The following is a 21558-nucleotide window of genomic DNA, read 5'->3' as shown; positions in this document are numbered from 1 at the left end:
CGGGCCGCCACCCGATAAAAACGTAGGAAAACGAAGTATCAGAACGGCCTCGCGAAGCACATGGAGATATGCGACGCGCGGTCAGAATACCGGGGGAGCACAAAATGATGAGATTCTCAACGACCGGGACACCGCGCGTGATGTTAGCGGCCATCCCTGCGGCGGTCATGCTGTTTGCACTTTCACAGGGCGCCCACGCCCAGGCGCTCGCGGACCAATCGGTCGAGGACCGGCTGAACACGTTGATGCGGGTGATCAGCGAACAGCAGAAGCAGATCAATTCGCTCGAACAACAGGTCACGAACCTGGAGATGTCGCAGCGCGGCCGGGGCCTGCCGGGGGCCGGTGCGTCGGCCGACGGCAGCATCGCCGCCGGCCAGCAGCCGGGCGCAGATGGGCTGCCGGCGCCGCTGCCGCCGCTCGCCCAGATCAACCCCGAGTCGAGTGCGCCTGGCAGCGGTACGGGCACCGCGACCGGCGTACCGGTCAATCCGCCGGTGCCGGATAGCGGCAACAGCAACGGCGGCGGCCTGCCGCCTGCGACCGATGGCACAGGCGCGGTCGGCCAGACCCAGAAAGCCGCGGAGCCGGTGCGCACGCAATCGGAAGACGCCGTAGTGCAGAGCCAGCAGCACACGCCGCTGTTCGATCACAAGCTGACCTTCGACTGGGGCATCAGCGATACCTATTACGATCGCCGCCAGTTGCAACTGTCGGGCTTCCTCGCGCTCGATGCGATTTTCCTCGGCAACATCAACCTGGGCGAGACCAAATCGCACCAGGTGATGGCGGACCTCGACACCCGCTACGGCCTCAGCGACCGGCTGAGCGTCGATCTCGACGTGCCGTATATCTACCGGCACAGCAACTTCATCGTCGGCGGCGCCGGCGGTGCAGCGAGCACGCTCTCGGACGCGTCGGCCAATTCGAGTGACATCGGCGACGTCAACTTCGGTGTGTACTACGAGTTTCTTAAGGAAACCAACAGCCTGCCGGACCTGGTAGGTAGCCTGCGCATCAAGGCGCCGACCGGTTCGTCGCCGTTCGGCATCAAGCTGCAGCAGGTCGATGCCGACAACACGAACCTCGTCGCCCCGAGCAAGCTGCCTACCGGCACCGGCTTCTGGAACGTCACCGCGGGGCTGTCGGTCCTCAAGACCTATGACCCGGTCGTGCTGTTCGGCAGTCTTTCGTACACCTACAACATCGCGCGTTCGTTCTCGGACATCTCTTCGGTCATCGGCCAGACCGAGCCCGCGACGGTCAAGATCGGCGACGTGGTGCAGTTCGGCGGCGGCGCCGCGCTGGCCTTCTCGGACAAGGACTCGGCCAGCGTGTCGTACACGATGGCATTGGAGCCGGAGTCAGAGACCAGGGCGCCTGGCGGCTCCTATTCGAAGGTGCCGGGCAGCGAAACGACCGCTGCGGCGCTGACTTTCGGCCTGAATCACGTAGTGAACAAGCACCTGACGATCAATGGTTCGGTCTCCGTGGGGCTCACGCCCGACACACCGAACTTCGTGATCGGCGTGCGCTTTCCCTACACTTTTTGACGTGCCAACGATACGAGGTTGATCGTGCGCGAATCATCCCATCTGACCAGTGTTGCACCGCCCTCAGGCACGCATCTTTCTCTGGCACGCCCGACGGAAGTTGCTGTGGTACGGCCGCAGGAAATCTCGGCGGGACTTCCACAGGAGCTGCCTGTGGGCCGGCCGAAGGAAGCTGCCATCGGACGGCCGCGGGACGCCTGCGCCGCGGCTCAGGCGGTGCCGAAAAGCCCCTACGCGCAGACCGGGCGGACCCTGCTCTACGTCGCACGCACGCCTGACGAGACGCTCACCGCCCATCTGCGAAGCCGTGGCTGGAACGTCATGGCCGCGCGTTCGGCGCACGAGGTGAGCCGCCTCATCAAGCACGACGTCGTCTGTGCGGGGATCGTCGATCTGGCGAGCTTCGCGCCGCGCGACCTGGGCGGCCTCGAAGCGAGCTTACGTCAGCAACAGATCGGCTGGATTGCGCTGTCCACCTCCGAGCGTCTGACCGATCCTGAAGTACGGCGCCTGATCCGCCATTACTGTTTCGACTACGTCAAGATGCCAGTCGCCAACGCAACGATCGATTACCTCGTCAGTCACGCGTTCGGCATGGTGACACTGTGCGATCCCGACATGATGGAGAGCACCCCGGCCAGCGATGAAGACGAAATGGTTGGCACCTGCGAAGCCATGCAGCATCTGTTTCGCACCATCCGCAAGGTCGCCAACACCGACGCCAGCGTGTTCATCTCCGGCGAATCGGGCACCGGCAAGGAACTCACCGCGCTGGCCATCCACGAACGCTCGCGCCGCCGCAAGGCGCCTTTCATCGCCATCAACTGCGGCGCGATTCCGCATCATCTGCTGCAGTCCGAACTATTCGGCTACGAACGCGGCGCCTTCACCGGCGCCAACCAGCGCAAGATCGGACGGGTCGAAGAAGCGGACGGCGGGACGTTGCTGCTGGACGAAATCGGCGATCTGCCGATGGAAAGCCAGGCGAGCCTGCTGCGTTTCCTGCAGGAGGGCAAGATCGAGCGGCTCGGTGGCCGCGATTCGATTCCCGTCGACGTGCGGATCATCTCGGCGACTCACATCGACCTTGAAACCGCGATGCGCGACGGGCGCTTCCGCGCCGACCTGTTTCACCGGCTGTGCGTGCTGCGCATCGACGAGCCGCCGCTGCGCGCCCGCGGCAAGGACATCGAAATCCTCGCCCATCACATCATGCACAAGTTCAAGACCGACAGCGCGCGCAAGATCCGCGGTTTTGCGCCCTCGGCGATCGAGGCCATGTACACCTACAACTGGCCCGGTAACGTGCGCGAAATGATCAATCGCGTGCGCCGCGCTATCGTCATGGCGGAGAACAAGCTGATCTCGGCCGAAGACCTGGATCTGGCCCACTTCACCGCGCAGGAAAGCGTGACCCTTGCGCAGGCTCGCGAATCGGCCGAGAAGCGCGCGATCGAAGCCGCGCTGTTGCGTCATCGGCATCGTCTGAACGAGGCGGCGGTAGATCTGGGCGTGTCGCGGGCGACGCTGTCGCGCCTGCTGGATACGCATGGCATGCGCGACGCGGTCGGTGCAGAGGACGAGGTGTTGCCGGCCGAAGGCGCCCGCGCGGCCGAGTGAAGGTCCGCCGCGCACGCCGCCGCGCCCCGGCGCACGGCGTTGTCGCTGGGGTGGCGTGGGCGTCAGGTAGAATCGGAGCGGTTACGTTCCCTTCTCCAATCGATGACGACGCTCACCCTGATCGTCGCTCGCGCCCGCAATGGCGTGATCGGCCGCGACAACCAGCTACCCTGGCGCCTGCCCGAGGATCTTGCGTTCTTCAAGCGCACGACCATGGGCGCCCCCATCATCATGGGCCGCAAGACCCATGAATCGATCGGCAGGCCGCTGCCTGGCAGGCGCAATATCGTCGTCTCGCGCGATGCGGGCCGCCGCTTCGCAGGATGCGATACGGCCACCAATCTCGACGATGCGCTCAAACTCGCGGCCCAGGATCAGGCACCGGAAGCGTTCCTGATCGGCGGCGCCGAACTCTACAAAGAGGGGCTGCGCCACGCCGACAAGCTGATCATCACGGAAATCTCGATCGACTTCGACGGCGACGCGCATTTTGCCGCGCTCGATCCGGACGAATGGGAAGAAGTAGCCCATGAGACGCACCGCGCTCACGCGCCAAACGAATTCGACTATGCGTTCGTGACGTACCGCCGCACGGATGCGGCAGCGGGAGAGCAGCCGCCGCAGGCGTAATCGCGCGGAGGGCCAGGCACAAAAAAAACGCCAGAGAAGCTGTCTTCTCTGGCGTTTCTGTCTGTGGCGGCCCTACTGACTGCGTGCTGGCTTACTGTCCGGCAATCGTCATCCGCTCGATCAGCACCGAGCCGGTCTGCTTGGTGCCGCGCACGAGCGTGTCCGCGCCAATCGCGACGATATGGTGGAACATCTCCTGCAGCGTGCTCGCCACCGTGATCTCTTCCACCGGATACTGGATCTTGCCGTTTTCGACCCAGAAGCCCGACGCGCCGCGCGAATAGTCGCCCGTCACGTAGTTGACGCCCTGCCCCATCAGCTCGGTCAGCAGCAGGCCGGTGCCGAGCTTCTTCAGCATGGCCTCGAAATCGTCCTCGGGACGCGTCTTCGAGCTGAGCAGCTTCAGGTTATGCGAGCCGCCCGCGTTGCCGGTGGTCTTCATGCCGAGCTTGCGCGCCGAGTAGGTGGACAGGAAGTAGCCTTCGACCACGCCGTCTTTCACCACCGAACGCTGCTTCGTGCGCACGCCTTCTTCGTCGAACGGCGCGCTGCCCATGGCGCGGGCCACGTGCGGGTCTTCGACCACCTGCACGTGCGGCGCGAACACCGGCTTGCCGAGACTGTCGACGAGGAACGAGGTCTTGCGATACAGCGCACCGCCGCTCACCGCCTGCACGAACGCACCGAGGATGCCTGCCGCGAGCGGCGCTTCGAACAGCACGGGCACCTTGCGGGTGTCGAGGCCGCGCGCACCGATGCGCGCCAGCGCCCGCTGCGCGGCGTAACGTCCGATGGCTTCCGGATCGGCCAGATCTGCCGCGTTGCGTTGCGAGCTGTACCAGTCGTCGCGCTGCATGTTGCGCCCGCTGCCGGCGATCGGCGCGCACGCCACGTAATGGCGCGAATACGGATAGCCGGCGAGGAAACCGCGCGAGGTGGCGAGCACGAACTGCGAGTGCTGCGCCGAGACGCTTGCACCTTCCGAATTGCGGATCTGCGGGTCAGTGGCGAACGCTGCGTCTTCGGAGCGGCGGGCGATCTCGACCGCTTCGTCGGCGGTGAGATTCCACGGATGATACAGATCGAGGTCGCGCGGTGCGGTTTCGAGCAGTTCGGCCTCGGCGAGACCCGCGCAGTCGTCTTCCGCCGTAAAACGGGCGATGTTGTAGGCGGCTGCAACCGTATCCTTCAACGCCTGCGAAGAAAAGTCCGAGGTGCTCGCGTTGCCACGCTTGTTGCCGATAAACACCGTCACGCCGACCATCTTGTCGCGGTTGTGTTCGATCGTCTCGACCTCGCCACGCCGCACGGAGACGGACAGGCCGTCGCCTTCGGAGATTTCAGTCGCGGCGTCGGTGCCGCCGAGCGACTTTGCGTGACGCAGGATGTCCGAGGCGATTTCCTTCAGCTCATCCTGGGTATGCGGAAAAAAGCGCTGTCTGACGTCCATGTCTGCTGCCATATTCGTTGCCGTCCTTCGTTGCGTCCTGGTCGGGGCCGGGAGCGGCCCTCCGGTGTGTTCTCAAGTACGTCGCTACGTATCCCGCGATCATAGCAAGGTCCGCGCGAGCGTACCTGGCATTCGCCGACGTCTTGCGTCACTGGCAAGAGGCGCGGACCGGCGGCGCCACTGGCGTGACCGCGGGATTCGACGGCACGGCACGCTACAATAACGGTATGACACGTAAAACCCGCATTCAACCGATGGAACCCGCCGCCGAGCCAGAGATCGACGAGAACGGGTATGACCGTCCCAGCAAATCCCAGCTCAAGCGCGAAATGCACGCGCTGCAGGAGCTGGGCGAGGCGCTGATCGCGCTGCCGAAAGATGCCTTGAAGCGCATGCCGATGCCCGAAAAGCTCGACGACGCCGTGCGCGAAGCCCGCCGCATCACCGATCACGAAGGCAAACGCCGCCAGGTCCAGTACGTCGGCCGGGTGATGCGCTCGCTGCTCGAGGACGAGACGGCCGCGCTGCGCACCGCGCTGGATTCGTACAACGGCATCAACAAGGCCGAAACGGCGCGTCTGCACTGGATCGAGCGCACCCGCGAAAAGCTGCTCGCCGACGACGCCGCGCTGACCGACTTCATCCGCCAACACCCCGCCGCCGACCCGCAGGAAGGCCGCACGCTGATCCGCAACGCCCGTAAGGAAGCGCAGCAGAGCAAGCCGCCGCGCTATTTCCGCGAGCTGTTCCAGTGGATCAAGAATGCGGACGGCCCGGAAGCGGCCGAGGACGATGAACACGAAGGGCACAGCGCCCCGGACGACGACGATGACGAAGATCGCGCGTAATCATCCCGATGAGATCGTGATCGGGCTGGTTTCGATCAGCGACCGGGCGAGCACGGGTGTCTATGAAGACAAAGGGATTCCGTCCTTGCAGGAATGGCTCGGCGCGGCGCTGAGCTCGCCGTGGCAGGCCGTCACCCGGCTGATCCAGGACGATGCGCAGACGATTTCCGCCACGCTGATCGAGCTGGTAGACAAGGCCAGTTGCGATCTGGTGCTGACCACGGGCGGCACCGGGCCGTCGCGGCGCGATGTGACGCCGGAAGCAACGCTGGCGGTGGGCACAAAAGAAATGCCGGGATTCGGCGAGCAGATGCGACAGATCAGCCTGAATTTCGTGCCGACAGCCATCTTGTCGCGCCAGGTGGCGGTGATCCGCGAAACGCCGACGCACGCGGCACTGATCGTCAATCTGCCGGGTCAACCTAAATCGATCCGGGAAACGCTGGAGGGGTTGCGCGACGAGGCAGGAGCGGTGAAGGTGCCGGGGATTTTTGCGGCAGTGCCGTACTGTATCGACCTGATCGGCGGCCCGTACGTGGAAACCAACGCGGCCATTGTGAAAGCCTTCCGGCCGAAAAACGCGATCCGGGCGCCGCGTCAGGCGTGAGCGACGCGCCGGATTGTCGCTTCGATTACTGTTCCGCCACCGGCGCGCTCGCCGCCGGGATCAGAAAGTGCTCGCGGTAGTACTTGAGCTCGTCGATCGATTCGTGGATATCGGCCAGCGCCGTATGCATTGCACGCTTCTGGAAGCCCTTGTAGATGGCCGGTTGCCAGCGGCGGCACAGTTCCTTGAGCGTACTCACGTCGAGATTGCGGTAATGGAAGAAGCGCTCCAGATCCGGCATCCAGCGCGCCATGAAGCGGCGGTCCTGGCAGATGGAATTGCCACACATCGGCGACTTGCCCGGTGGGACGTACTGGCCGAGAAATTCGCGGATCTGCTCGGTGGCTTCCGCTTCGCCGACGCTCGAAGCGCGCACCCGGTCGATCAGACCCGAACGGCCGTGTGTGTTCTGGTTCCACTGATCCATCCTGGCGAGCGTTTCGTCGCTTTGGTGGATGGCGAGGACAGGCCCTTCCACCACTCTGTCGAGCGTCGAGTTGGTCACCACAACGGCGATCTCGATGATGCGGTCGGTGTCGGGCTCGAGCCCGGTCATTTCCATGTCCAGCCAGATCAGGTTCATGTCGCTGCGCACGAGCGACGGCCCGTCAGCGGATTCGAGGATGTCAGTCATGGAGGCAACCCTGGTGAATAGCGCCGCGCGCCCCTTGGGACGGCCCTGTGCGCCGTTGAAACAGTTCGATTTAGCGTGACCCCGCCAGCCGGCGGGAAGAAACATATAATTCTCGCATAGATACCACGGATTCCCCGGATGCCTACTCTGTACTTCACCGTTCTGTTCGCCGTCGCCGTAGTGGCGATGGTCGGCACCAAGCTCTGGCTCGCGTCGCGGCAAATCCGCTTCGTCGCAGCGCATCGCGGGCAGGTGCCCGGCCAGTTTGCAGGCACCATCGCCCTGACCGCGCATCAACGTGCGGCCGATTACACCGTCGAGCGCACACGGCTGACGATGATCGAGATTGTCGTCGGCGCGGCCGTGCTGATCGGACTCACGCTGCTGGGTGGCGTGCAGGTGCTCGATCTGGCGATTTCGGACTGGCTTGGCCGCGGCTACGTCGGGCAGATCGCGCTGATCGCGGCGGTCATTGCGATCACCGGCGTGATCGACCTGCCGTTCGACTACTACCGGCAGTTCGTCGTCGAAGAGCGCTTCGGTTTTAACCGCATGGGCAAGGGCATTTTCTTCGCCGACCGCATCAAGGGCCTTCTGCTCGGCGCGGCCTTCGGCCTGCCGCTGCTGTTTGTCGTGTTGTGGCTGATGAACCAGGCCGGCAGCCTGTGGTGGCTGTGGACCTGGATCGTTTGGGTGGTGTTCCAGCTGCTCGTGCTGGTGCTGTATCCGTCGTTCATCGCGCCGCTCTTCAACAAGTTCGAGCCGCTCAAGGACGAAGCCCTGGTTAGCCGGATCGAATCGCTGATGAAGCGCTGCGGGTTCGCCGCCAAGGGACTGTTCGTGATGGACGGCAGCCGCCGTTCCGCGCACGGCAATGCGTATTTTACGGGCTTCGGCGCGGCCAAGCGCATCGTGTTCTTCGACACGCTGCTCGCACGCCTGTCGGGCAGCGAGATCGAAGCCGTGCTCGCGCATGAACTCGGTCACTTCAAGCGCCGCCATGTCATCAAGCGGATGGTGGTGATATTCGCGCTCAGCCTCGTAATGCTCGCGCTGCTGGGCTGGCTGATGCAGTGCGTCTGGTTCTATGAGGGGCTCGGCGTACGGCCATCGCTGCTGGGTGGAAACAGCGGGCTCGCGCTGGTGCTGTTCTTCCTTGCGCTGCCGGTGTTCCTGTTCTTCGTGACGCCGCTCGGCAGTCTCAGTTCGCGCAAGCATGAATTCGAAGCCGATGCGTTCGCCGCCACCCAGACTGACGCACAGGATCTCGTCAACGCGCTCGTCAAGCTCTACGAGGACAACGCGTCGACCCTCACCCCCGACCCGCTCTACACCGCGTTCTATTATTCGCATCCGCCAGCATCGCAGCGGATCGACCGCCTGCTGCGGCACGCATGACCGCCCGTCCCCAGAAAGCGGCGCGCCTGCCGTCCACGACGCGGGTGGGCGGCCTCGTCATTGCGGCCCATGGCAGGCACTACCTGGTGGCGCCGGAAGACGGCGGCGCGATGCTGCAGTGTTTTCCACGCGGCAAGCGCAGCGAGGTAGCGGTCGGCGATCGAGTCATCTATGAGCCGACTTCGGCGGATCAGGGCGTGATCGTCGAGATAGCCGAGCGGCGCAATCTGCTGTATCGCTCGGACCAGTACAAATCGAAGCTGTTTGCGGCGAACCTCGATCAGTTGCTGATCGTGCTCGCTACCGAGCCGCACTTCAGCGAAGACCTGCTCGGCCGCGCCCTGGTGGCGGCAGAGGCGAACGAACTGAAGCCGCTGATCGTGTTGAACAAGACCGACGTCGAGGCCGAGTTGCCGGGCGCGCGAAAGCGGCTCGCGCGCTATCAGGCGCTTGGCTATACCGTCGTGGAACTATCGATCAAAACCCAGCCGGAGGCCGCACACGCCGCGCTCGAGGAACATCTGCACGGCCACGCCACGCTGCTGCTCGGCCAGTCGGGAATGGGCAAGTCCACGCTGGTCAACCTCGTGGTGCCAAATGCGGAGGTAGCGACTCGCGAGATCTCCACCGCTTTGAACAGCGGCCGCCATACGACCACTTTCACACGGCTTTACCCGCTGCCGGACGGCGGCGCGCTAATCGATTCGCCAGGGTTTCAGGAATTCGGTCTGCACCACCTGACCGAGGGCAAGCTTGAGAGGGCGTTCCCTGAGTTCAGGCCGCTGCTGCCCAACTGCCGCTTCTACAACTGCCATCATCTGCAGGAGCCGGGCTGTGCGATTCTCGAAGCGGTCGCCGATGGGCGGATTGCGCCGGCACGGCATGCGTTGTATGCGCAGCTGGTCCACGAGGCGAGCCAGATCGTTCGCTGAGCCTTTTGCGATGCTTTTGTGATGCTTTTGTGCGTGGGCGGTCGGTTGCCTGGCACAACTGGCGCGCTGCCCTTCCTGATCTCCCGATCTCCATCAACCCGTCTTATTTAGACTCCACCGGTCGACACTCATGATGAAACTGATGCGCGCGCCGAATCTGCTGATCGGACAGCATTGGATCAATGTGCTGGCGACCGCGGGCATTGCCTGTGAACTGCACAACCGCTACCTGAACGGCGCGCTTGGGGAAATTCCAGCGGATCAGTGCGCGCCGGAGTTGTGGCTCGTCGACGAACGCGACGAGATGATGGCCCGCAAGCTTATCGAGGTGGCCGCGCATGGACCCAGCGCGGGTTCGCCGTCATGGCGTTGCGCTCAATGCGGCGAGACGCTAGAGGCGCAGTTCACGGTTTGCTGGCAATGCGGGACCGCGCGCAATCCGCTGGACGGGTGACGGCGCGAAGCGATGGCGTGGGTAGCTCAGTTGGCCAAAACAATTTGAGGCCGGGGTCACCGGCCTCAATCGAGATACTGCTCACGCATGTGGCATTGTCACGTAGTCATATGACTGACACTCGCGTCAGGCGAGCCAGACCGCTATCGTCAGCATCAGCAGCAGGATCATCCACAGGATGACAGCACGCCACACCAGTCCCACCGCCGATTGCAGCGTGCGCGGCGTACAGTCATCACCTACCTGCAGGGGATCGCCATCGCCCGTTGCCAGTGCATCGAGACTCGACGGCTCCGCCAGCGGGCCGCTCAGACGTGCGCCGAGCGCACCGCTGCCGGCCGCGAGCAACACGCCGTCATTGGTGTCGGGCCATTGCCGCGCATGGTTGCGCCATGAATAAATGGCGTCTTCGAAATTGCCGACAATCGCAAAGCCCAGCGACGTCAGCCGCGCCGGCACCCAGTCGATTACAAAAAACGCCTGCTGCGCAAAACTGGAGAACGCCACGGTGCGGTCGTCCGTCGGGCGCGACCACGTCCGCGCCAGGTACTCGGCGATCCGGTACAGCACCGCGCCCGCTGGTCCCACCGGCACGAGGAACCAGAAGAACACGCCAAACACATGACGGTGCGAAGCCACCACCGCGTGGATCAGCGTATGACGGACGATCTCGCTGACGGGCATGTCGACCGTATCGAGGCCCGTCCATTCATTGAGGATTTCACGCGCGCGCGGCACATCGTCGTTGTTGAGCGCGAGGTGAATGTCCGTGAAGTAGTGGCTGAACTGGCGGAATCCTAGCGTGAAATAGACGATCACGACGTTCCACAAGAACGCGAGCACGAAGTTGATGTGATAGAGCACGTAGTAGACAAGCGCGACGGCCAGCGTCCACGGCACCACCACCACGAGCCACGCAAGCAGGCCGTGCTTGGGCTTGCCGGCGTCGAACCCGTGCGCCGCCGACTCCGCATGATATTGAAGCAGCGCCGACACCGGATTGTTCGGCGATAACGCGCGCACCTGTTCGATGATCAGAGCCAGCAATACGGAGAAAAAAGTCATGCGATGCGCCGTGCTTTTCGGGTTTTTACGATTGTTTTATAACGATAGCACAGGGTCGGATCCGACCGGGCGCGGTGATGGTTGCAAAGCTGCGACACCTGAGCCGCTTCGAGCGGGTTGGCGTGCGTCATGCAGCAAGAAAGCGATAGAAATTGCGCAACATACCAGCCGTCGCCCCCCAGATAAAGTAGTGTCCGGCCGCGTCGCCGCGAGGATAAGGCATGGCAAAAAAGCGCCGCTCGCCACCCTCCCAGCGGAACACGCGCACCTCATGGTGAGCGGGGTCCATCAGAAAATTCAGCGGCACTTCGAAGACTTCGGCGACTTCGAGCGAGTCGGCTTCCACGGTGAACGGCGGATGTACTAGCGCCACTACCGGTGTGACGCGAAAGCCTGTGCCGGTCAGATAGTCGGGCATCGCGCCGAGCACCTCGACGCGTGCGGGGTCCAGACCCACCTCTTCCTGCGCTTCACGCAACGCCGTGGCCGTTGCGTTCGCATCGAACGGTTCGTGACGACCGCCCGGAAAACTGACCTGGCCGGCGTGATCGTTGAGGTGATCGGCTCGCTGCGTCAACAATACCGTGATCCCGTCGTCGCGCACCACTAGCGGTACGAGTACCGCTGCGACGCGCGGATCGCCGAACTCCTTCCAGCGGGCGTCACCCGGCTCCGGCGTCCAGGAAAGGCGCTGCTCGAAGCGGGCGCGTAATCCATCAGGCGTCAGACGTGTGGGGGCAACCGGTGGCAGATCGTCGCCGGTCGATTCGACAGGCAGCGTTTCGGGTTGGAAGACGGGTCGGGTCAACGGGACTCTCGGAACGAGCTTTTGTAGGACATGCCGCTATTTTGACCCAACAAAGAAAAAAGCACCCGGGAAGGGTGCTTTTTCTTACAGCTTTTACGCTTAAGAAGCGGCGCGGTCTTTCGAGACCAGCTTTTCCTTGATCCGGGCCGACTTGCCCGAACGGTCGCGCAGGTAGTACAGCTTCGCACGGCGCACATCGCCACGACGCTTCACGACGATGCTTGCCAGCAGCGGCGAGTACGTCTGGAACGTACGCTCGACGCCTTCGCCCGACGAAATCTTGCGGACGATGAACGACGAATTCAAACCACGGTTACGCTTGGCGATAACGACGCCTTCGTAAGCCTGAACACGCTTACGCGTGCCTTCAACCACGTTCACGCTGACAATCACCGTATCGCCAGGGGCGAATTCGGGGATGGTCTTCTCGCCGAGGGCGCGCGCGATTTCTTCCTGCTCGAGTTTTGCAATCAGATTCATCACTGACTCCTAAGTCCATCTTGTCGGCGTTCGTACCTGCCTCACAGAACACTGCTCGGCTACGGCCCCGATAGAGGATGGGTTCACATCAGGCACCGTACACGCATGTGCGGCGCCGCCTATTCGCGAGTGACACCGGGGCTCTACGCCTTCGATGCTTCCTTCGCGAGACTTGCAAGCCATGCCTCATCGGCACGGCTCAACATCTTGTTCTTTCTGGCCTTTTCGATCAGATCGGGCCGTTTGTTCAACGTATTGCGCAGCGCTTCACGGCGACGCCACAACTCGATTTCCGCGTGATGGCCGCCGAGCAGCACATCGGGTACACGCACGCCTTCGTATTCCTCGGGACGCGTATAGTGCGGGCAATCCAGCAGCACATCGACGAAACTGTCCTGCACTGCCGATTGCGAGTCGTTCAGCACACCGGGTAGCTGACGCACCACGGCATCCATCAACGCCATTGCCGGCAACTCGCCGCCCGACAGCACGAAGTCGCCGAGGCTCACTTCTTCGTCGACGCAACGATCGATCAGACGCTGGTCGATCGCTTCATAACGGCCGCACAGCACGATCAGACCAGGTTCCGCGGCAAACCGCATCACCCCTTCGTGATTGAGCGTCGCACCTTGCGGGGACATCATCACGACGCGCGAACCGGTAATGCCTTGCTCCGCCTGCGCGGCTTTCGCCGCGCCGATCGCGTCTTCCAGCGGCCTGCCCAGCATTACCATGCCCGGGCCGCCACCATACGGGCGATCGTCGATCGTACGGTAGTTGTCGGTGGTGAAATCGCGGGGATTCCACGTGCGCAAACCGTAGCGCTCCTGCTTCGCCGCGCGACTGGTAATGCCCCAATCGGTCAGCGCACGAAACATCTCGGGAAAGAGCGTGACGACATCGAACTGCATCGCTCTCTCCGGTCAACGAGCTAATTTAATAATCAGCTTCCCAGTCGACAACGATTTGCTTCGCCGCCTGGTCCACCGTTTTGACAAAAACACCGACGAACGGAATCAACCGCTCGCCAGTCACCGGCTTACCGTCTTTACCAGTATCCGGATATTCGATGCGCAACACCGAATGCGCACCGTTGTCGATCATGTCAGCCACCTTGCCGAGAGCAACCCCGGTCAGGTTCACGACATCCAGGCCGAGCAGATCGACCCAGTAGAATTCGTCAGCTTCCAGCGTCGGGAAATCGCTGCGGCAGATATACACGCGAGCGCCACGCAATGCGAGCGCCTCGTCGCGGTCAGTCACGCCGCCCAGGTGGGCAACGACGCTGTCGCTGTGTATCTTTGCCTGCAGCGCCGGTGCCGAATTGCGCTCGTGGCCTTTCATCAGCCACCAGCGCTTCGCGCTCAGCAATGCATCGCCGCCCCGTCCGGCATCCGCATGCGCGGCTACCTTGACCCAGCCCTTGAGGCCGTAAGCGTCGACGATTGCACCCACTTCAACAGCGTCGTCCGGCCAGCTTTCGACCGTTTCGGCACGCATTGCTGCGGCGCCGGAATCGACGTTAGCTGCACCGGGGGCCTTGGCCTTGACGCGTTCCACCGGCTTGCGGACAAACGCGCCGAACGGTGCGTCACCTGCTGCCTGCGCGCGCTGAGCCGGCTTGGCGCGACCTGAACTTCCCGAATCACGCTCAGACATGACGCCACCTCAGACCACACCTCAAGTCGAAGTTCGTTACCACCTTCGACGTCTGCTTCAGCAAAACGCGCAGTAAAACTCGCGCATCGGACACCTCGCGCAAGCTGCGCGAGCCGCCGGCGATGCACATGCTAGCTACCATTAAGCAGCCGGCTGCGCCTTTTGCGCTTCTTTCACGAGACGCTCGACCGTCGGCGACAGTTGCGCGCCAACGCCTTGCCAGTACGTCAGGCGGTCTTGAGCGATACGCAGCGACTCACCCTTCGTAGCGATCGGGTTGTAGAAGCCAACGCGTTCGATGAAGCGGCCGTCACGACGGTTACGCGAATCGGTTGCGACGATGTTGTAGAACGGGCGCTTCTTGGAGCCGCCACGAGCCAAGCGGATGATGACCATACTAGAATCCTTGAAAACCGGGGTTCGGAACCACTGAAACAGGCGATTATAGCGGGAAACTGAAGCCATAACAAACACTTACGGGGAAAACTAGCATTCATCGTTGCGCTGGGGCTGTCGTCCGGCCGGCCGGCCCTCTTCAAATCGCCCGATCACCTGACGGAAAGCCCGCAAACCTCGCCTCGCTACCGTACCGCCCGCCGCCCTTTCCGCCCGGTTCCCGCCTGTCGCACGGGCCCGACTTACCGCGTCACCTACGAGGCAACCTGGGCGTCAGCGAATTCCATCAATCAGCTTGCGACGTGGCCTGCGCCACGCCGCGGGGCGTAGAATGCGCCTCGGTCCGCGCACCGTTGCGCACCAGTCCTCACGACCGCCCGTCACTGAACTCTTGCCCCCATGTCCACACGCGTTTCGAATTCACCGCGCTTCAGGTCCAAGACGATTACCGCGGCACTCGCCTTCTTCTTCGGCAGCCTCGGCGCGCACCGTTTCTACTTATATGGAAAGCGCGACCTGTATGGCTGGATTCACCTGATCTGTACGCTGTTCGGCATTCCGGGTGTTCTGCTGCTGATCCTCACCCAGCGGACCTCGGCGCTCGGTTGGGTGCTGGCGGTCCCGGGCGCAATCTCACTATTTTCCGCATTCCTTGCAGCGATTGTCTACGGACTGCGTCCCGACGAAAAGTGGGATGCGCAATTCAACCCGCAGAGCGCGCAAAGCAGCCGTTCCGGCTGGCCGGTGATCTTCGTCGTGATTTTCTCGCTGTTCATTGGCGCCATGCTGATGATGGCGAGCCTTGCCGTTGCATTCGATACCTATTTCGAATCGTCGATGTAGGCGATTCGAGGGGCGTCGGCCGAACAGATCGATCAAACGGGCTGGCGGCGCCAACGCTCGTACGCCCCAGCTAAAAGAGATCCATTTGTCCGTCGTCGCGCGCCGGGATCGGCGCCGGCGGCTGCGCGCGGACAAACTGCGACATATCCAGAATGCCTCGCCGACGCTCGTTCAGACCGAGCCGACGCGCGGCTTTATGGAAGCGCTGATTCATCAGATCGGCCCACAAACCCTCACCTTTCATTCGTGTGGCAAAGGAGGCGTCGTAGTCCTTGCCACCGCGCATGTCGCGCACGCGGTTCATGACCCGCTCGGCCCGATCCGGGAAATGCGCTGCGAGCCAGTCTTTGAATAGCGGCGCGACTTCCCACGGCAGACGCAGCACGATATAGCTCGCATTGGTCGCCCCCGCTTCCGCACACGCCTCCATGACCCGCTCCATGTCAGGCTCGGTGACGAACGGAATTACTGGCGCAATACTGACGCCCACCGGAATTCCGGCCTCGCTCAGCGTGCGGATTGTGCGCAGCCGCCGTGCCGGCGTTGCTGCTCGTGGTTCGAGCGTGCGGGCAATCTCGGCATCCAGCGTGGTGATGGTGATGGCCGCCATGAACTGGCCGCGCTCCGCCATAGGTACAAGCAGATCCAGATCGCGCTCGATCAATGACGACTTGGTAATAGCCGCAAACGGATGACCGCGCGCGTGCAACACCTCGATTACCCGTCGCGTGAGACCCAACTCGCGTTCGACCGGCTGCCAGGCATCCGTATTGACGCCGAGTGCGATCGGCTCCGGCACGTACGACTTCTTCGAAAGCTCCCGTTCGAGCAGTTCCGGCGCGTTGACCTTGGCGTAAATGCGGCTCTCGAAATCGAGTCCCGGCGATAGCCCCAGATAACTATGGGTGGGCCGCGCGAAGCAATAGATGCAGCCGTGTTCGCAACCGCGATAAGGATTGAGCGAGACGTTAAACGGGATGTCGGGCGACGCGTTGCGGGTCAGGATGGTTTTGGCACGCTCTTCAAAGATCTGCGTGCGCAACTTGGGTGAACTACCTTCCTCTTCCTCATTTGGCGCCCAGCCGTCATCCACCGCTTCGCGCTGGTCAAGCTCATAGCGGCCTTGCAGGTTCGTCACGGCACCGCGCCCTTTGTGGGGCGTAGGCGGGGCGATCGGATATTCGGGGACGGAATCAGTCACGGCGAGGTCAGGCCAAAACAGGAAACGGGAACGAAAAAACGGCTCACTGTTACTGTATAAATATACAGTGTTTGAGCCGTTTGTCGAGTCCCGTCTTTACCTTACCGACAGCCTATTCGCCCACCGCGATCGTCAAGGTTTCCTTGATTTCTTCCATCACCACATAGCTCTTCGACTGCACCGCCCCGGGCAGCTGCAGCAGGATATCGCCGAGCAGCTTGCGGTAGTCGGCCATCTCGCCAATGCGGGCCTTGATGAGGTAGTCGAAGTCGCCCGACACCAGATGACACTCGAGCACCTCGGGAATCTTCTGCACCTCGCGGCGAAACTGGTCGAACATGTTGCCGCTCTTGTGGTCGAGCGTAATCTCGACAAACACCAGCAGCGCAGCGCCCAGCTCAGCCGGATTGACACGCGCATGGTAGCCGGTGATCACGCCGTCGCGCTCCATCCGCTTGACCCGTTCGATGCATGGCGTAACCGACAGCCCAACCTGCTCGGCGAGGTCTTTCATCGCCATCCGGCCGTCCTGCTGAAGCAGCCTGAGAATCCTGTGATCGAGCTTGTCGAGCGCACGGATCGGTTGACGATGTGTTCGCATGGCCTTTTTACTGAAAATCTTAAAAATACAATAACAAAACCTACCTGACACTCAATACTATAGCGGATAACACTGGGCTGAAAGCGTATCACCTCGTTAATCGAATTATCTACAAACGAGCTGATTTCTCCAAGGACGCGCGAGCCCCAAAGAACCTTCTGGAGCAGCTATGCGAGTCGTCGTTTTGGGCAGTGGCGTCGTCGGGGTGACGAGCGCTTATTATCTTGCACGCGCCGGTCATGAAGTCACGGTGATCGACCGCGAAGCCGGTCCGGCACTCGAAACGAGCTTTGCCAACGCCGGTCAGATCTCGCCAGGCTACGCGTCGCCATGGGCCGCGCCGGGCGTGCCGATGAAGGCTGTCAAGTGGATGTTCCAGAAGCACGCGCCGCTTGCCATCCGCCTCGACGGCACGCAATTCCAGTTGCAATGGATGTGGCAGATGCTGCAGAACTGCACGTCGTCGCGCTATGCGGTCAACAAGGGCCGTATGGTGCGCCTTGCCGAATACAGCCGCGACTGCCTGCAGGCCCTGCGCGCCGACACCGGCATCCAGTACGAAGGCCGTACCGGCGGCACGCTGCAGGTGTTCCGCACGCAGCAGCAATTCGACGGCGCCGCGAAAGACATCGCCGTGCTGAAAGACGCCAATGTGCCGTTCGAACTGCTGTCGCCGGACGAACTCGCGCGTGCCGAGCCAGCACTCGCTGCAACTGCCCACAAGCTGACGGGCGGCCTGCGTCTGCCGGGCGACGAAACCGGCGATTGCCAGATGTTCACCACGCGCCTCGCGGCACTGGCTGAAGAACTGGGCGTGACATTCCGCTACAACACGCCGATCGACGCGCTCGCCATGGCGGGCGGCCGGATCGCCGGCGTGCAATGCGGTAGCGAACTGGTACGCGCCGACGCGTTCGTAGTGGCGCTCGGTTCGTATTCGACGAAGTTCCTCGCGGACATCGTCAAGATTCCGGTGTATCCGCTGAAGGGCTATTCGATCACCGCGCCAATCGTCAATGCCGCGGCCGCGCCGGTGTCGACCGTGCTCGATGAAACCTACAAGATTGCGATTACGCGTTTCGACGACCGGATTCGCGTCGGAGGCATGGCGGAGATTGTTGGCTTCGACAAGTCGCTGCGTCAGGCGCGTCGCGAGACGCTCGAGATGTGCGTGAACGACCTGTTCCCGGGCGGTGGCGACACGGCCAAGGCTAGCTTCTGGACCGGCCTGCGTCCGATGACCCCGGACGGCACGCCGATTGTCGGCCGCACGCCGGTGTCGAACCTGTTCCTGAATACCGGCCATGGCACGCTCGGCTGGACCATGTCGTGCGGCTCGGGCCAACTGCTGGCGGACCTGATGTCGGGCAAGCAGCCTGCCATTCAGGCGGACGACCTGTCGGTGCACCGCTACCTCGGCGAGACGGGTGGTGCAACGCGTCCGGCTTACGCCTGAGCGATTTGGCAAGTTACCAACCGGAACGACAGTAACGCTGTCCGCCCCTCTCAAAACAAACGGCGCCTGCAAGCTTCCAGGCGCCGTTTGTTTTTCGCGTGATCTCATCGATCACGCAGTCTCGCACTCAATTCACGCGCAACGTCAAAACTGATCCTCCGACAGCGCCAGCACACCCTCATCCCCCTTCGCGCTGACAATCGCCACTTCAAGCGCAGCCGCCTGCGGCAGCACATGCTCTGCGTAGAACTGCGCGGTCGCGATTTTCGCCCCATAGAACGACGGATCTTCGGTACGCTTCTCCGCCGCCACCAGCAACGCACGCGCCATCTGCCAGCCGCCGAGCACGATGCCCGCCAGTTTCAGATACGGCACGCTGCCGGCAAACACCGCATTCGGATCGCGCTTCGTGTTGGCGACAACAAACTCCACCGCCGCCGTCAACGCACGATGTCCTTGCGCGAGCTGACGCCGCATCGACTCGAAGGCCGCCCCTTGCTGCGAGCCGAGTGCTTCGACCGTTTGCGCAATACCGTCCAGCAGCGACTTCGCCACCGCGCCACCGTCACGCAACGTCTTGCGTCCAATCAGATCGTTCGCCTGGATCGCGGTGGTGCCTTCGTAGATCGGCAGAATGCGGGCATCGCGATAGTACTGGGCCGCGCCGGTCTCTTCGATAAAGCCCATGCCGCCATGCACCTGCACGCCGAGACTGGTCACGTCGATCGACAACTCCGTGCTCCAGCCCTTTACGATCGGCACGAGGAACTCGTAGATCGCCTGGTGCTCGTTGCGCTTCGCTTCGTCCGGGTGACGATGCGCGATATCGCAATGTGCGGCGGCGACATAAGCGAGTGCGCGCGAGCCTTCGGTCAACGCACGCATCGTCGCGAGCATGCGGCGCACGTCGGGGTGATGAATGATCGATACCGACTGCCTGGCCGAGCCGTCGACCGGCCGGCTTTGCACGCGGTCTTTGGCGTACGCGACCGCCTTCTGATATGCACGGTCCGATACGCCCACACCCTGCATGCCCACTGCGAAACGCGCGGCGTTCATCATGATGAACATGTACTCGAGACCGCGATTCTCTTCGCCGATCAGATGACCGATCGCGCCACCATGATCGCCGAACTGCAGCACGGCCGTCGGGCTCGCCTTGATACCGAGCTTGTGTTCGATCGACACGCAATGCACGTCGTTGCGCTCGCCGAGCGAGCCGTCTTCATTGACGAGAAACTTTGGCACGATAAAGAGCGAAATACCCTTCACGCCTTCCGGCGCACCCGGCGTGCGGGCCAGCACGAGATGGGCGATGTTCTTCGCCATGTCGTGCTCGCCCCAAGTGATGAAAATCTTGGTGCCGAACAGTTTGAACGAACCGTCGCCCTGCGGTTCGGCACGCGTGCGCACCAGCGCGAGATCCGAGCCGGCCTGCGGCTCGGTGAGGTTCATCGTGCCGGTCCATTCGCCGGAGATCAGCCTGGGCACATAGGTCTGTTTCTGGGCCTCCGTGCCGGCAGTCAACAGCGCTTCGATCGCGCCGTCGGTGAGCAGCGGACATAGCGCGAAGGAGAGATTGGACGCGTTGAGCATTTCGACGCACGGCGTTGCGATCAGCTTTGGCAGCCCTTGACCTTCGTAGTCCAAAGGATGTTGCACACCCTGCCAGCCTCCCTCGGCGAATTGCCGGAACGCCTCGGCAAAACCCGGCGTTGCCGTGACCTTGCCGTCCTTCCAGCTACTGGGGTTGCGATCGCCTTCGACGTTCAACGGCGCCAGCACTTCGCCGCACAGCCTGGCCGATTCTTCGAGCACGGCCTGCGCGGTGTCGAGGTTGGCATCTTCGAAACCGGGCAACTTCGCAATGTCTTCGAGTGCGGCCAGTTCTTTCATCACGAACAACATGTCCTTGACGGGCGCCGTATAGCTCATTTCAGTTCTCCTCCTGCCTGCGATATAAAAAGGGACGCTGGACTTATCGGTCCCTGCGTCCCTTCGTTTGCTGCCAGACGCCTTTTTTATGGCGCTGTTATGGTCAGCCGAGTTCGCTCACCAGTTCCGGCACTACCGTGAACAGATCGCCCACCAGACCGTAATCGGCGACGCTGAAAATCGGCGCTTCTGGGTCCTTGTTGATCGCCACGATGACCTTCGAGTCCTTCATGCCGGCCAGATGCTGGATCGCACCCGAGATGCCCACCGCGACGTACAGTTGCGGCGCGACGATCTTGCCCGTCTGCCCCACCTGATAGTCGTTCGGCACAAAGCCCGCGTCCACTGCGGCACGCGAGGCACCTAGTGCCGCGTTCAGCTTGTCCGCCAGCGGCTCGAGCACCTTCGTATAGTTCTCGCCACTGCCCAGACCCCGGCCACCGGAAACGATGATCGACGCCGACGTCAGCTCTGGACGGTCCAGCTTCGTGACTTCACGGCTCACGAACTGCGACAGGCCGCTGTCGGCTGCGGCGGCGATCTTCTCGACCGCTGCGCTGCCGCCTTCTGCTGCTACCGGGTCGAAACCGGTGGAACGCACCGTGATGACCTTGACCGGATCGCTCGACTGCACCGTTGCGATCGCATTGCCTGCGTAGATGGGACGCTCGAACGTGTCGGCGGAATCCACGGCGGTGATATCGCTGATCTGCGCGACGTCGAGCTTCGCTGCGATACGCGGGGCGATGTTCTTGCCGTACGCGGTAGCGGGCGCGAGGATATGCGAGTAGTCCTTCGCGATGTTCAGCACCGTCGCTTCGACGTTTTCCGCTAGGCCTGCTTCGAGTTGCGGCGCATCGGCCAGCAACACCTTGGCGACACCTGCGACCTTGGCTGCAGCGTCGGCCGCGCCCTGCGCGTTGTGACCTGCCACCAGCACGTGCACATCGCCGCCAATCTTGGCTGCCGCTGCCACCGTGTTCAGCGT

22 protein-coding genes are annotated in these 21558 nt (G+C 62.7%); 10 read left to right on the top strand and 12 right to left on the bottom strand.

The features are described 5' to 3' along the window. Positions 1-104: 104 nt before the first annotated feature. The 3 genes from P3T17_RS00110 to P3T17_RS00100 all read left to right on the top strand — a co-directional run bounded on the left by P3T17_RS00110 (position 105) and on the right by P3T17_RS00100 (position 3803). Positions 105-1553 (top strand): hypothetical protein, encoded by a 1449-nt coding sequence (locus tag P3T17_RS00110; RefSeq protein ID WP_074263799.1) that lies wholly within the window; start codon positions 105-107, stop codon positions 1551-1553. A gap of 24 nt (positions 1554-1577) precedes the next feature. Beyond that, complete coding sequence (locus tag P3T17_RS00105) at positions 1578-3173, top strand: sigma 54-interacting transcriptional regulator (RefSeq protein ID WP_429403978.1); 1596 nt, start codon at positions 1578-1580, stop codon at positions 3171-3173. A 102-nt stretch (positions 3174-3275) separates the two neighbouring features. Next, positions 3276-3803, top strand: coding sequence for a dihydrofolate reductase (locus P3T17_RS00100; protein WP_429403976.1), 528 nt, complete (start codon positions 3276-3278; stop codon positions 3801-3803). Positions 3804-3894: 91 nt separating this feature from the next. Here the strand turns inward: P3T17_RS00100 and pmbA are convergent, their stop codons facing one another. After that, positions 3895-5265 carry a metalloprotease PmbA gene (pmbA, locus tag P3T17_RS00095; RefSeq protein WP_429403974.1) on the bottom strand — a complete coding sequence of 457 codons (1371 nt, stop codon included), beginning with the start codon at positions 5263-5265 and terminating at the stop codon, positions 3895-3897. A gap of 215 nt (positions 5266-5480) precedes the next feature. On the opposite strand from pmbA, the gene yjgA reads away from it, so the two are divergent. Both yjgA and mog read left to right on the top strand, forming a co-directional pair. Further along, positions 5481-6101 (top strand): ribosome biogenesis factor YjgA, encoded by a 621-nt coding sequence (gene yjgA, locus P3T17_RS00090; RefSeq protein ID WP_429403972.1) that lies wholly within the window; start codon positions 5481-5483, stop codon positions 6099-6101. Then, on the top strand, positions 6082-6708 hold the full coding sequence (gene mog / locus P3T17_RS00085; RefSeq protein WP_429403970.1) for a molybdopterin adenylyltransferase: 627 nt from the start codon (positions 6082-6084) through the stop codon (positions 6706-6708). The genes yjgA and mog overlap by 20 nt, the downstream gene beginning before the upstream one ends. A 25-nt stretch (positions 6709-6733) precedes the next feature. Here the strand turns inward: mog and orn are convergent, their stop codons facing one another. Continuing rightward, a complete protein-coding gene (gene orn, locus P3T17_RS00080; protein WP_074263795.1) occupies positions 6734-7342 on the bottom strand; it encodes an oligoribonuclease in 609 nt (202 codons plus the stop codon). Between the two features lie 138 nt (positions 7343-7480). Between orn and P3T17_RS00075 the strand changes: the two genes are divergently transcribed. From P3T17_RS00075 to P3T17_RS00065, 3 genes are all read left to right on the top strand, one after another. Next, entirely contained in the window at positions 7481-8740 is a 1260-nt protein-coding gene (locus P3T17_RS00075) for a M48 family metallopeptidase (RefSeq protein WP_429403968.1), read from the top strand. Next, positions 8737-9672, top strand: a complete 936-nt coding sequence (rsgA, locus tag P3T17_RS00070; RefSeq protein WP_429403966.1) for a ribosome small subunit-dependent GTPase A — start codon at positions 8737-8739, stop codon at positions 9670-9672. The genes P3T17_RS00075 and rsgA overlap by 4 nt, the downstream gene beginning before the upstream one ends. A gap of 133 nt (positions 9673-9805) precedes the next feature. Beyond that, positions 9806-10126 (top strand): putative signal transducing protein, encoded by a 321-nt coding sequence (locus P3T17_RS00065; RefSeq protein ID WP_074263792.1) that lies wholly within the window; start codon positions 9806-9808, stop codon positions 10124-10126. Between the two features lie 126 nt (positions 10127-10252). On the opposite strand, the gene P3T17_RS00060 is transcribed toward P3T17_RS00065, so the two are convergent. The 6 genes from P3T17_RS00060 to rpsP all read right to left on the bottom strand — a co-directional run bounded on the left by P3T17_RS00060 (position 10253) and on the right by rpsP (position 14534). Then, entirely contained in the window at positions 10253-11191 is a 939-nt protein-coding gene (locus P3T17_RS00060) for a CobD/CbiB family protein (protein ID WP_074263791.1), read from the bottom strand. Positions 11192-11318: 127 nt separating this feature from the next. Beyond that, a complete protein-coding gene (locus tag P3T17_RS00055) occupies positions 11319-11999 on the bottom strand; it encodes a CoA pyrophosphatase (protein WP_074263790.1) in 681 nt (226 codons plus the stop codon). Positions 12000-12098: 99 nt separating this feature from the next. After that, on the bottom strand, positions 12099-12479 hold the full coding sequence (rplS, locus tag P3T17_RS00050; protein ID WP_074263789.1) for a 50S ribosomal protein L19: 381 nt from the start codon (positions 12477-12479) through the stop codon (positions 12099-12101). A gap of 143 nt (positions 12480-12622) precedes the next feature. Next, positions 12623-13390, bottom strand: a complete 768-nt coding sequence (gene trmD, locus P3T17_RS00045; RefSeq protein ID WP_429403964.1) for a tRNA (guanosine(37)-N1)-methyltransferase TrmD — start codon at positions 13388-13390, stop codon at positions 12623-12625. A gap of 25 nt (positions 13391-13415) precedes the next feature. After that, positions 13416-14138 carry a ribosome maturation factor RimM gene (gene rimM / locus P3T17_RS00040; protein ID WP_429403962.1) on the bottom strand — a complete coding sequence of 241 codons (723 nt, stop codon included), beginning with the start codon at positions 14136-14138 and terminating at the stop codon, positions 13416-13418. A 141-nt stretch (positions 14139-14279) separates the two neighbouring features. Continuing rightward, a complete protein-coding gene (rpsP, locus tag P3T17_RS00035) occupies positions 14280-14534 on the bottom strand; it encodes a 30S ribosomal protein S16 (protein ID WP_074263786.1) in 255 nt (84 codons plus the stop codon). Between the two features lie 399 nt (positions 14535-14933). On the opposite strand from rpsP, the gene P3T17_RS00030 reads away from it, so the two are divergent. Continuing rightward, positions 14934-15377 (top strand): TM2 domain-containing protein, encoded by a 444-nt coding sequence (locus P3T17_RS00030; protein WP_074263785.1) that lies wholly within the window; start codon positions 14934-14936, stop codon positions 15375-15377. Positions 15378-15447: 70 nt separating this feature from the next. On the opposite strand, the gene P3T17_RS00025 is transcribed toward P3T17_RS00030, so the two are convergent. Continuing rightward, complete coding sequence (locus P3T17_RS00025) at positions 15448-16578, bottom strand: PA0069 family radical SAM protein (RefSeq protein ID WP_429403960.1); 1131 nt, start codon at positions 16576-16578, stop codon at positions 15448-15450. Positions 16579-16690: 112 nt separating this feature from the next. Beyond that, entirely contained in the window at positions 16691-17179 is a 489-nt protein-coding gene (locus tag P3T17_RS00020) for an Lrp/AsnC ligand binding domain-containing protein (protein ID WP_429403959.1), read from the bottom strand. Positions 17180-17348: 169 nt separating this feature from the next. Between P3T17_RS00020 and P3T17_RS00015 the strand changes: the two genes are divergently transcribed. Further along, complete coding sequence (locus tag P3T17_RS00015) at positions 17349-18635, top strand: D-amino acid dehydrogenase (protein ID WP_074263740.1); 1287 nt, start codon at positions 17349-17351, stop codon at positions 18633-18635. Positions 18636-18779: 144 nt separating this feature from the next. Here the strand turns inward: P3T17_RS00015 and P3T17_RS00010 are convergent, their stop codons facing one another. Continuing rightward, complete coding sequence (locus P3T17_RS00010) at positions 18780-20570, bottom strand: acyl-CoA dehydrogenase (protein ID WP_429403957.1); 1791 nt, start codon at positions 20568-20570, stop codon at positions 18780-18782. Positions 20571-20673: 103 nt separating this feature from the next. Then, positions 20674-21558, bottom strand: an 885-nt coding sequence (locus P3T17_RS00005; RefSeq protein ID WP_429403955.1) for an electron transfer flavoprotein subunit alpha/FixB family protein, incomplete at its 5' end; no start/stop codon positions are given.

The organism is Paraburkholderia sp. GAS82, assembly GCF_050436285.1.
GTDB lineage: Bacteria > Pseudomonadota > Gammaproteobacteria > Burkholderiales > Burkholderiaceae > Paraburkholderia > Paraburkholderia phenazinium_B.
This window is presented reverse-complemented; position numbering and strand designations above follow the sequence as displayed.

Excerpts from the sequence above, each read along its gene's own strand:
- P3T17_RS00010 (WP_429403957.1), bottom strand. The coding sequence starts at position 20,570 with ATGAGCTATACGGCGCCCGTCAAGGACATGTTGTTCGTGATGAAAGAA.
- P3T17_RS00075 (WP_429403968.1), top strand. The coding sequence starts at position 7,481 with ATGCCTACTCTGTACTTCACCGTTCTGTTCGCCGTCGCCGTAGTGGCG.
- rsgA (WP_429403966.1), top strand. The coding sequence starts at position 8,737 with ATGACCGCCCGTCCCCAGAAAGCGGCGCGCCTGCCGTCCACGACGCGG.
- P3T17_RS00030 (WP_074263785.1), top strand. The coding sequence starts at position 14,934 with ATGTCCACACGCGTTTCGAATTCACCGCGCTTCAGGTCCAAGACGATT.
- trmD (WP_429403964.1), bottom strand. The coding sequence starts at position 13,390 with ATGCAGTTCGATGTCGTCACGCTCTTTCCCGAGATGTTTCGTGCGCTG.
- pmbA (WP_429403974.1), bottom strand. The coding sequence starts at position 5,265 with ATGGCAGCAGACATGGACGTCAGACAGCGCTTTTTTCCGCATACCCAG.
- orn (WP_074263795.1), bottom strand. The coding sequence starts at position 7,342 with ATGACTGACATCCTCGAATCCGCTGACGGGCCGTCGCTCGTGCGCAGC.
- mog (WP_429403970.1), top strand. The coding sequence starts at position 6,082 with ATGACGAAGATCGCGCGTAATCATCCCGATGAGATCGTGATCGGGCTG.
- P3T17_RS00065 (WP_074263792.1), top strand. The coding sequence starts at position 9,806 with ATGAAACTGATGCGCGCGCCGAATCTGCTGATCGGACAGCATTGGATC.
- P3T17_RS00110 (WP_074263799.1), top strand. The coding sequence starts at position 105 with ATGATGAGATTCTCAACGACCGGGACACCGCGCGTGATGTTAGCGGCC.
- rimM (WP_429403962.1), bottom strand. The coding sequence starts at position 14,138 with ATGTCTGAGCGTGATTCGGGAAGTTCAGGTCGCGCCAAGCCGGCTCAG.
- P3T17_RS00060 (WP_074263791.1), bottom strand. The coding sequence starts at position 11,191 with ATGACTTTTTTCTCCGTATTGCTGGCTCTGATCATCGAACAGGTGCGC.
- P3T17_RS00020 (WP_429403959.1), bottom strand. The coding sequence starts at position 17,179 with ATGCGAACACATCGTCAACCGATCCGTGCGCTCGACAAGCTCGATCAC.
- P3T17_RS00015 (WP_074263740.1), top strand. The coding sequence starts at position 17,349 with ATGCGAGTCGTCGTTTTGGGCAGTGGCGTCGTCGGGGTGACGAGCGCT.
- yjgA (WP_429403972.1), top strand. The coding sequence starts at position 5,481 with ATGACACGTAAAACCCGCATTCAACCGATGGAACCCGCCGCCGAGCCA.
- rplS (WP_074263789.1), bottom strand. The coding sequence starts at position 12,479 with ATGAATCTGATTGCAAAACTCGAGCAGGAAGAAATCGCGCGCGCCCTC.
- rpsP (WP_074263786.1), bottom strand. The coding sequence starts at position 14,534 with ATGGTCATCATCCGCTTGGCTCGTGGCGGCTCCAAGAAGCGCCCGTTC.
- P3T17_RS00100 (WP_429403976.1), top strand. The coding sequence starts at position 3,276 with ATGACGACGCTCACCCTGATCGTCGCTCGCGCCCGCAATGGCGTGATC.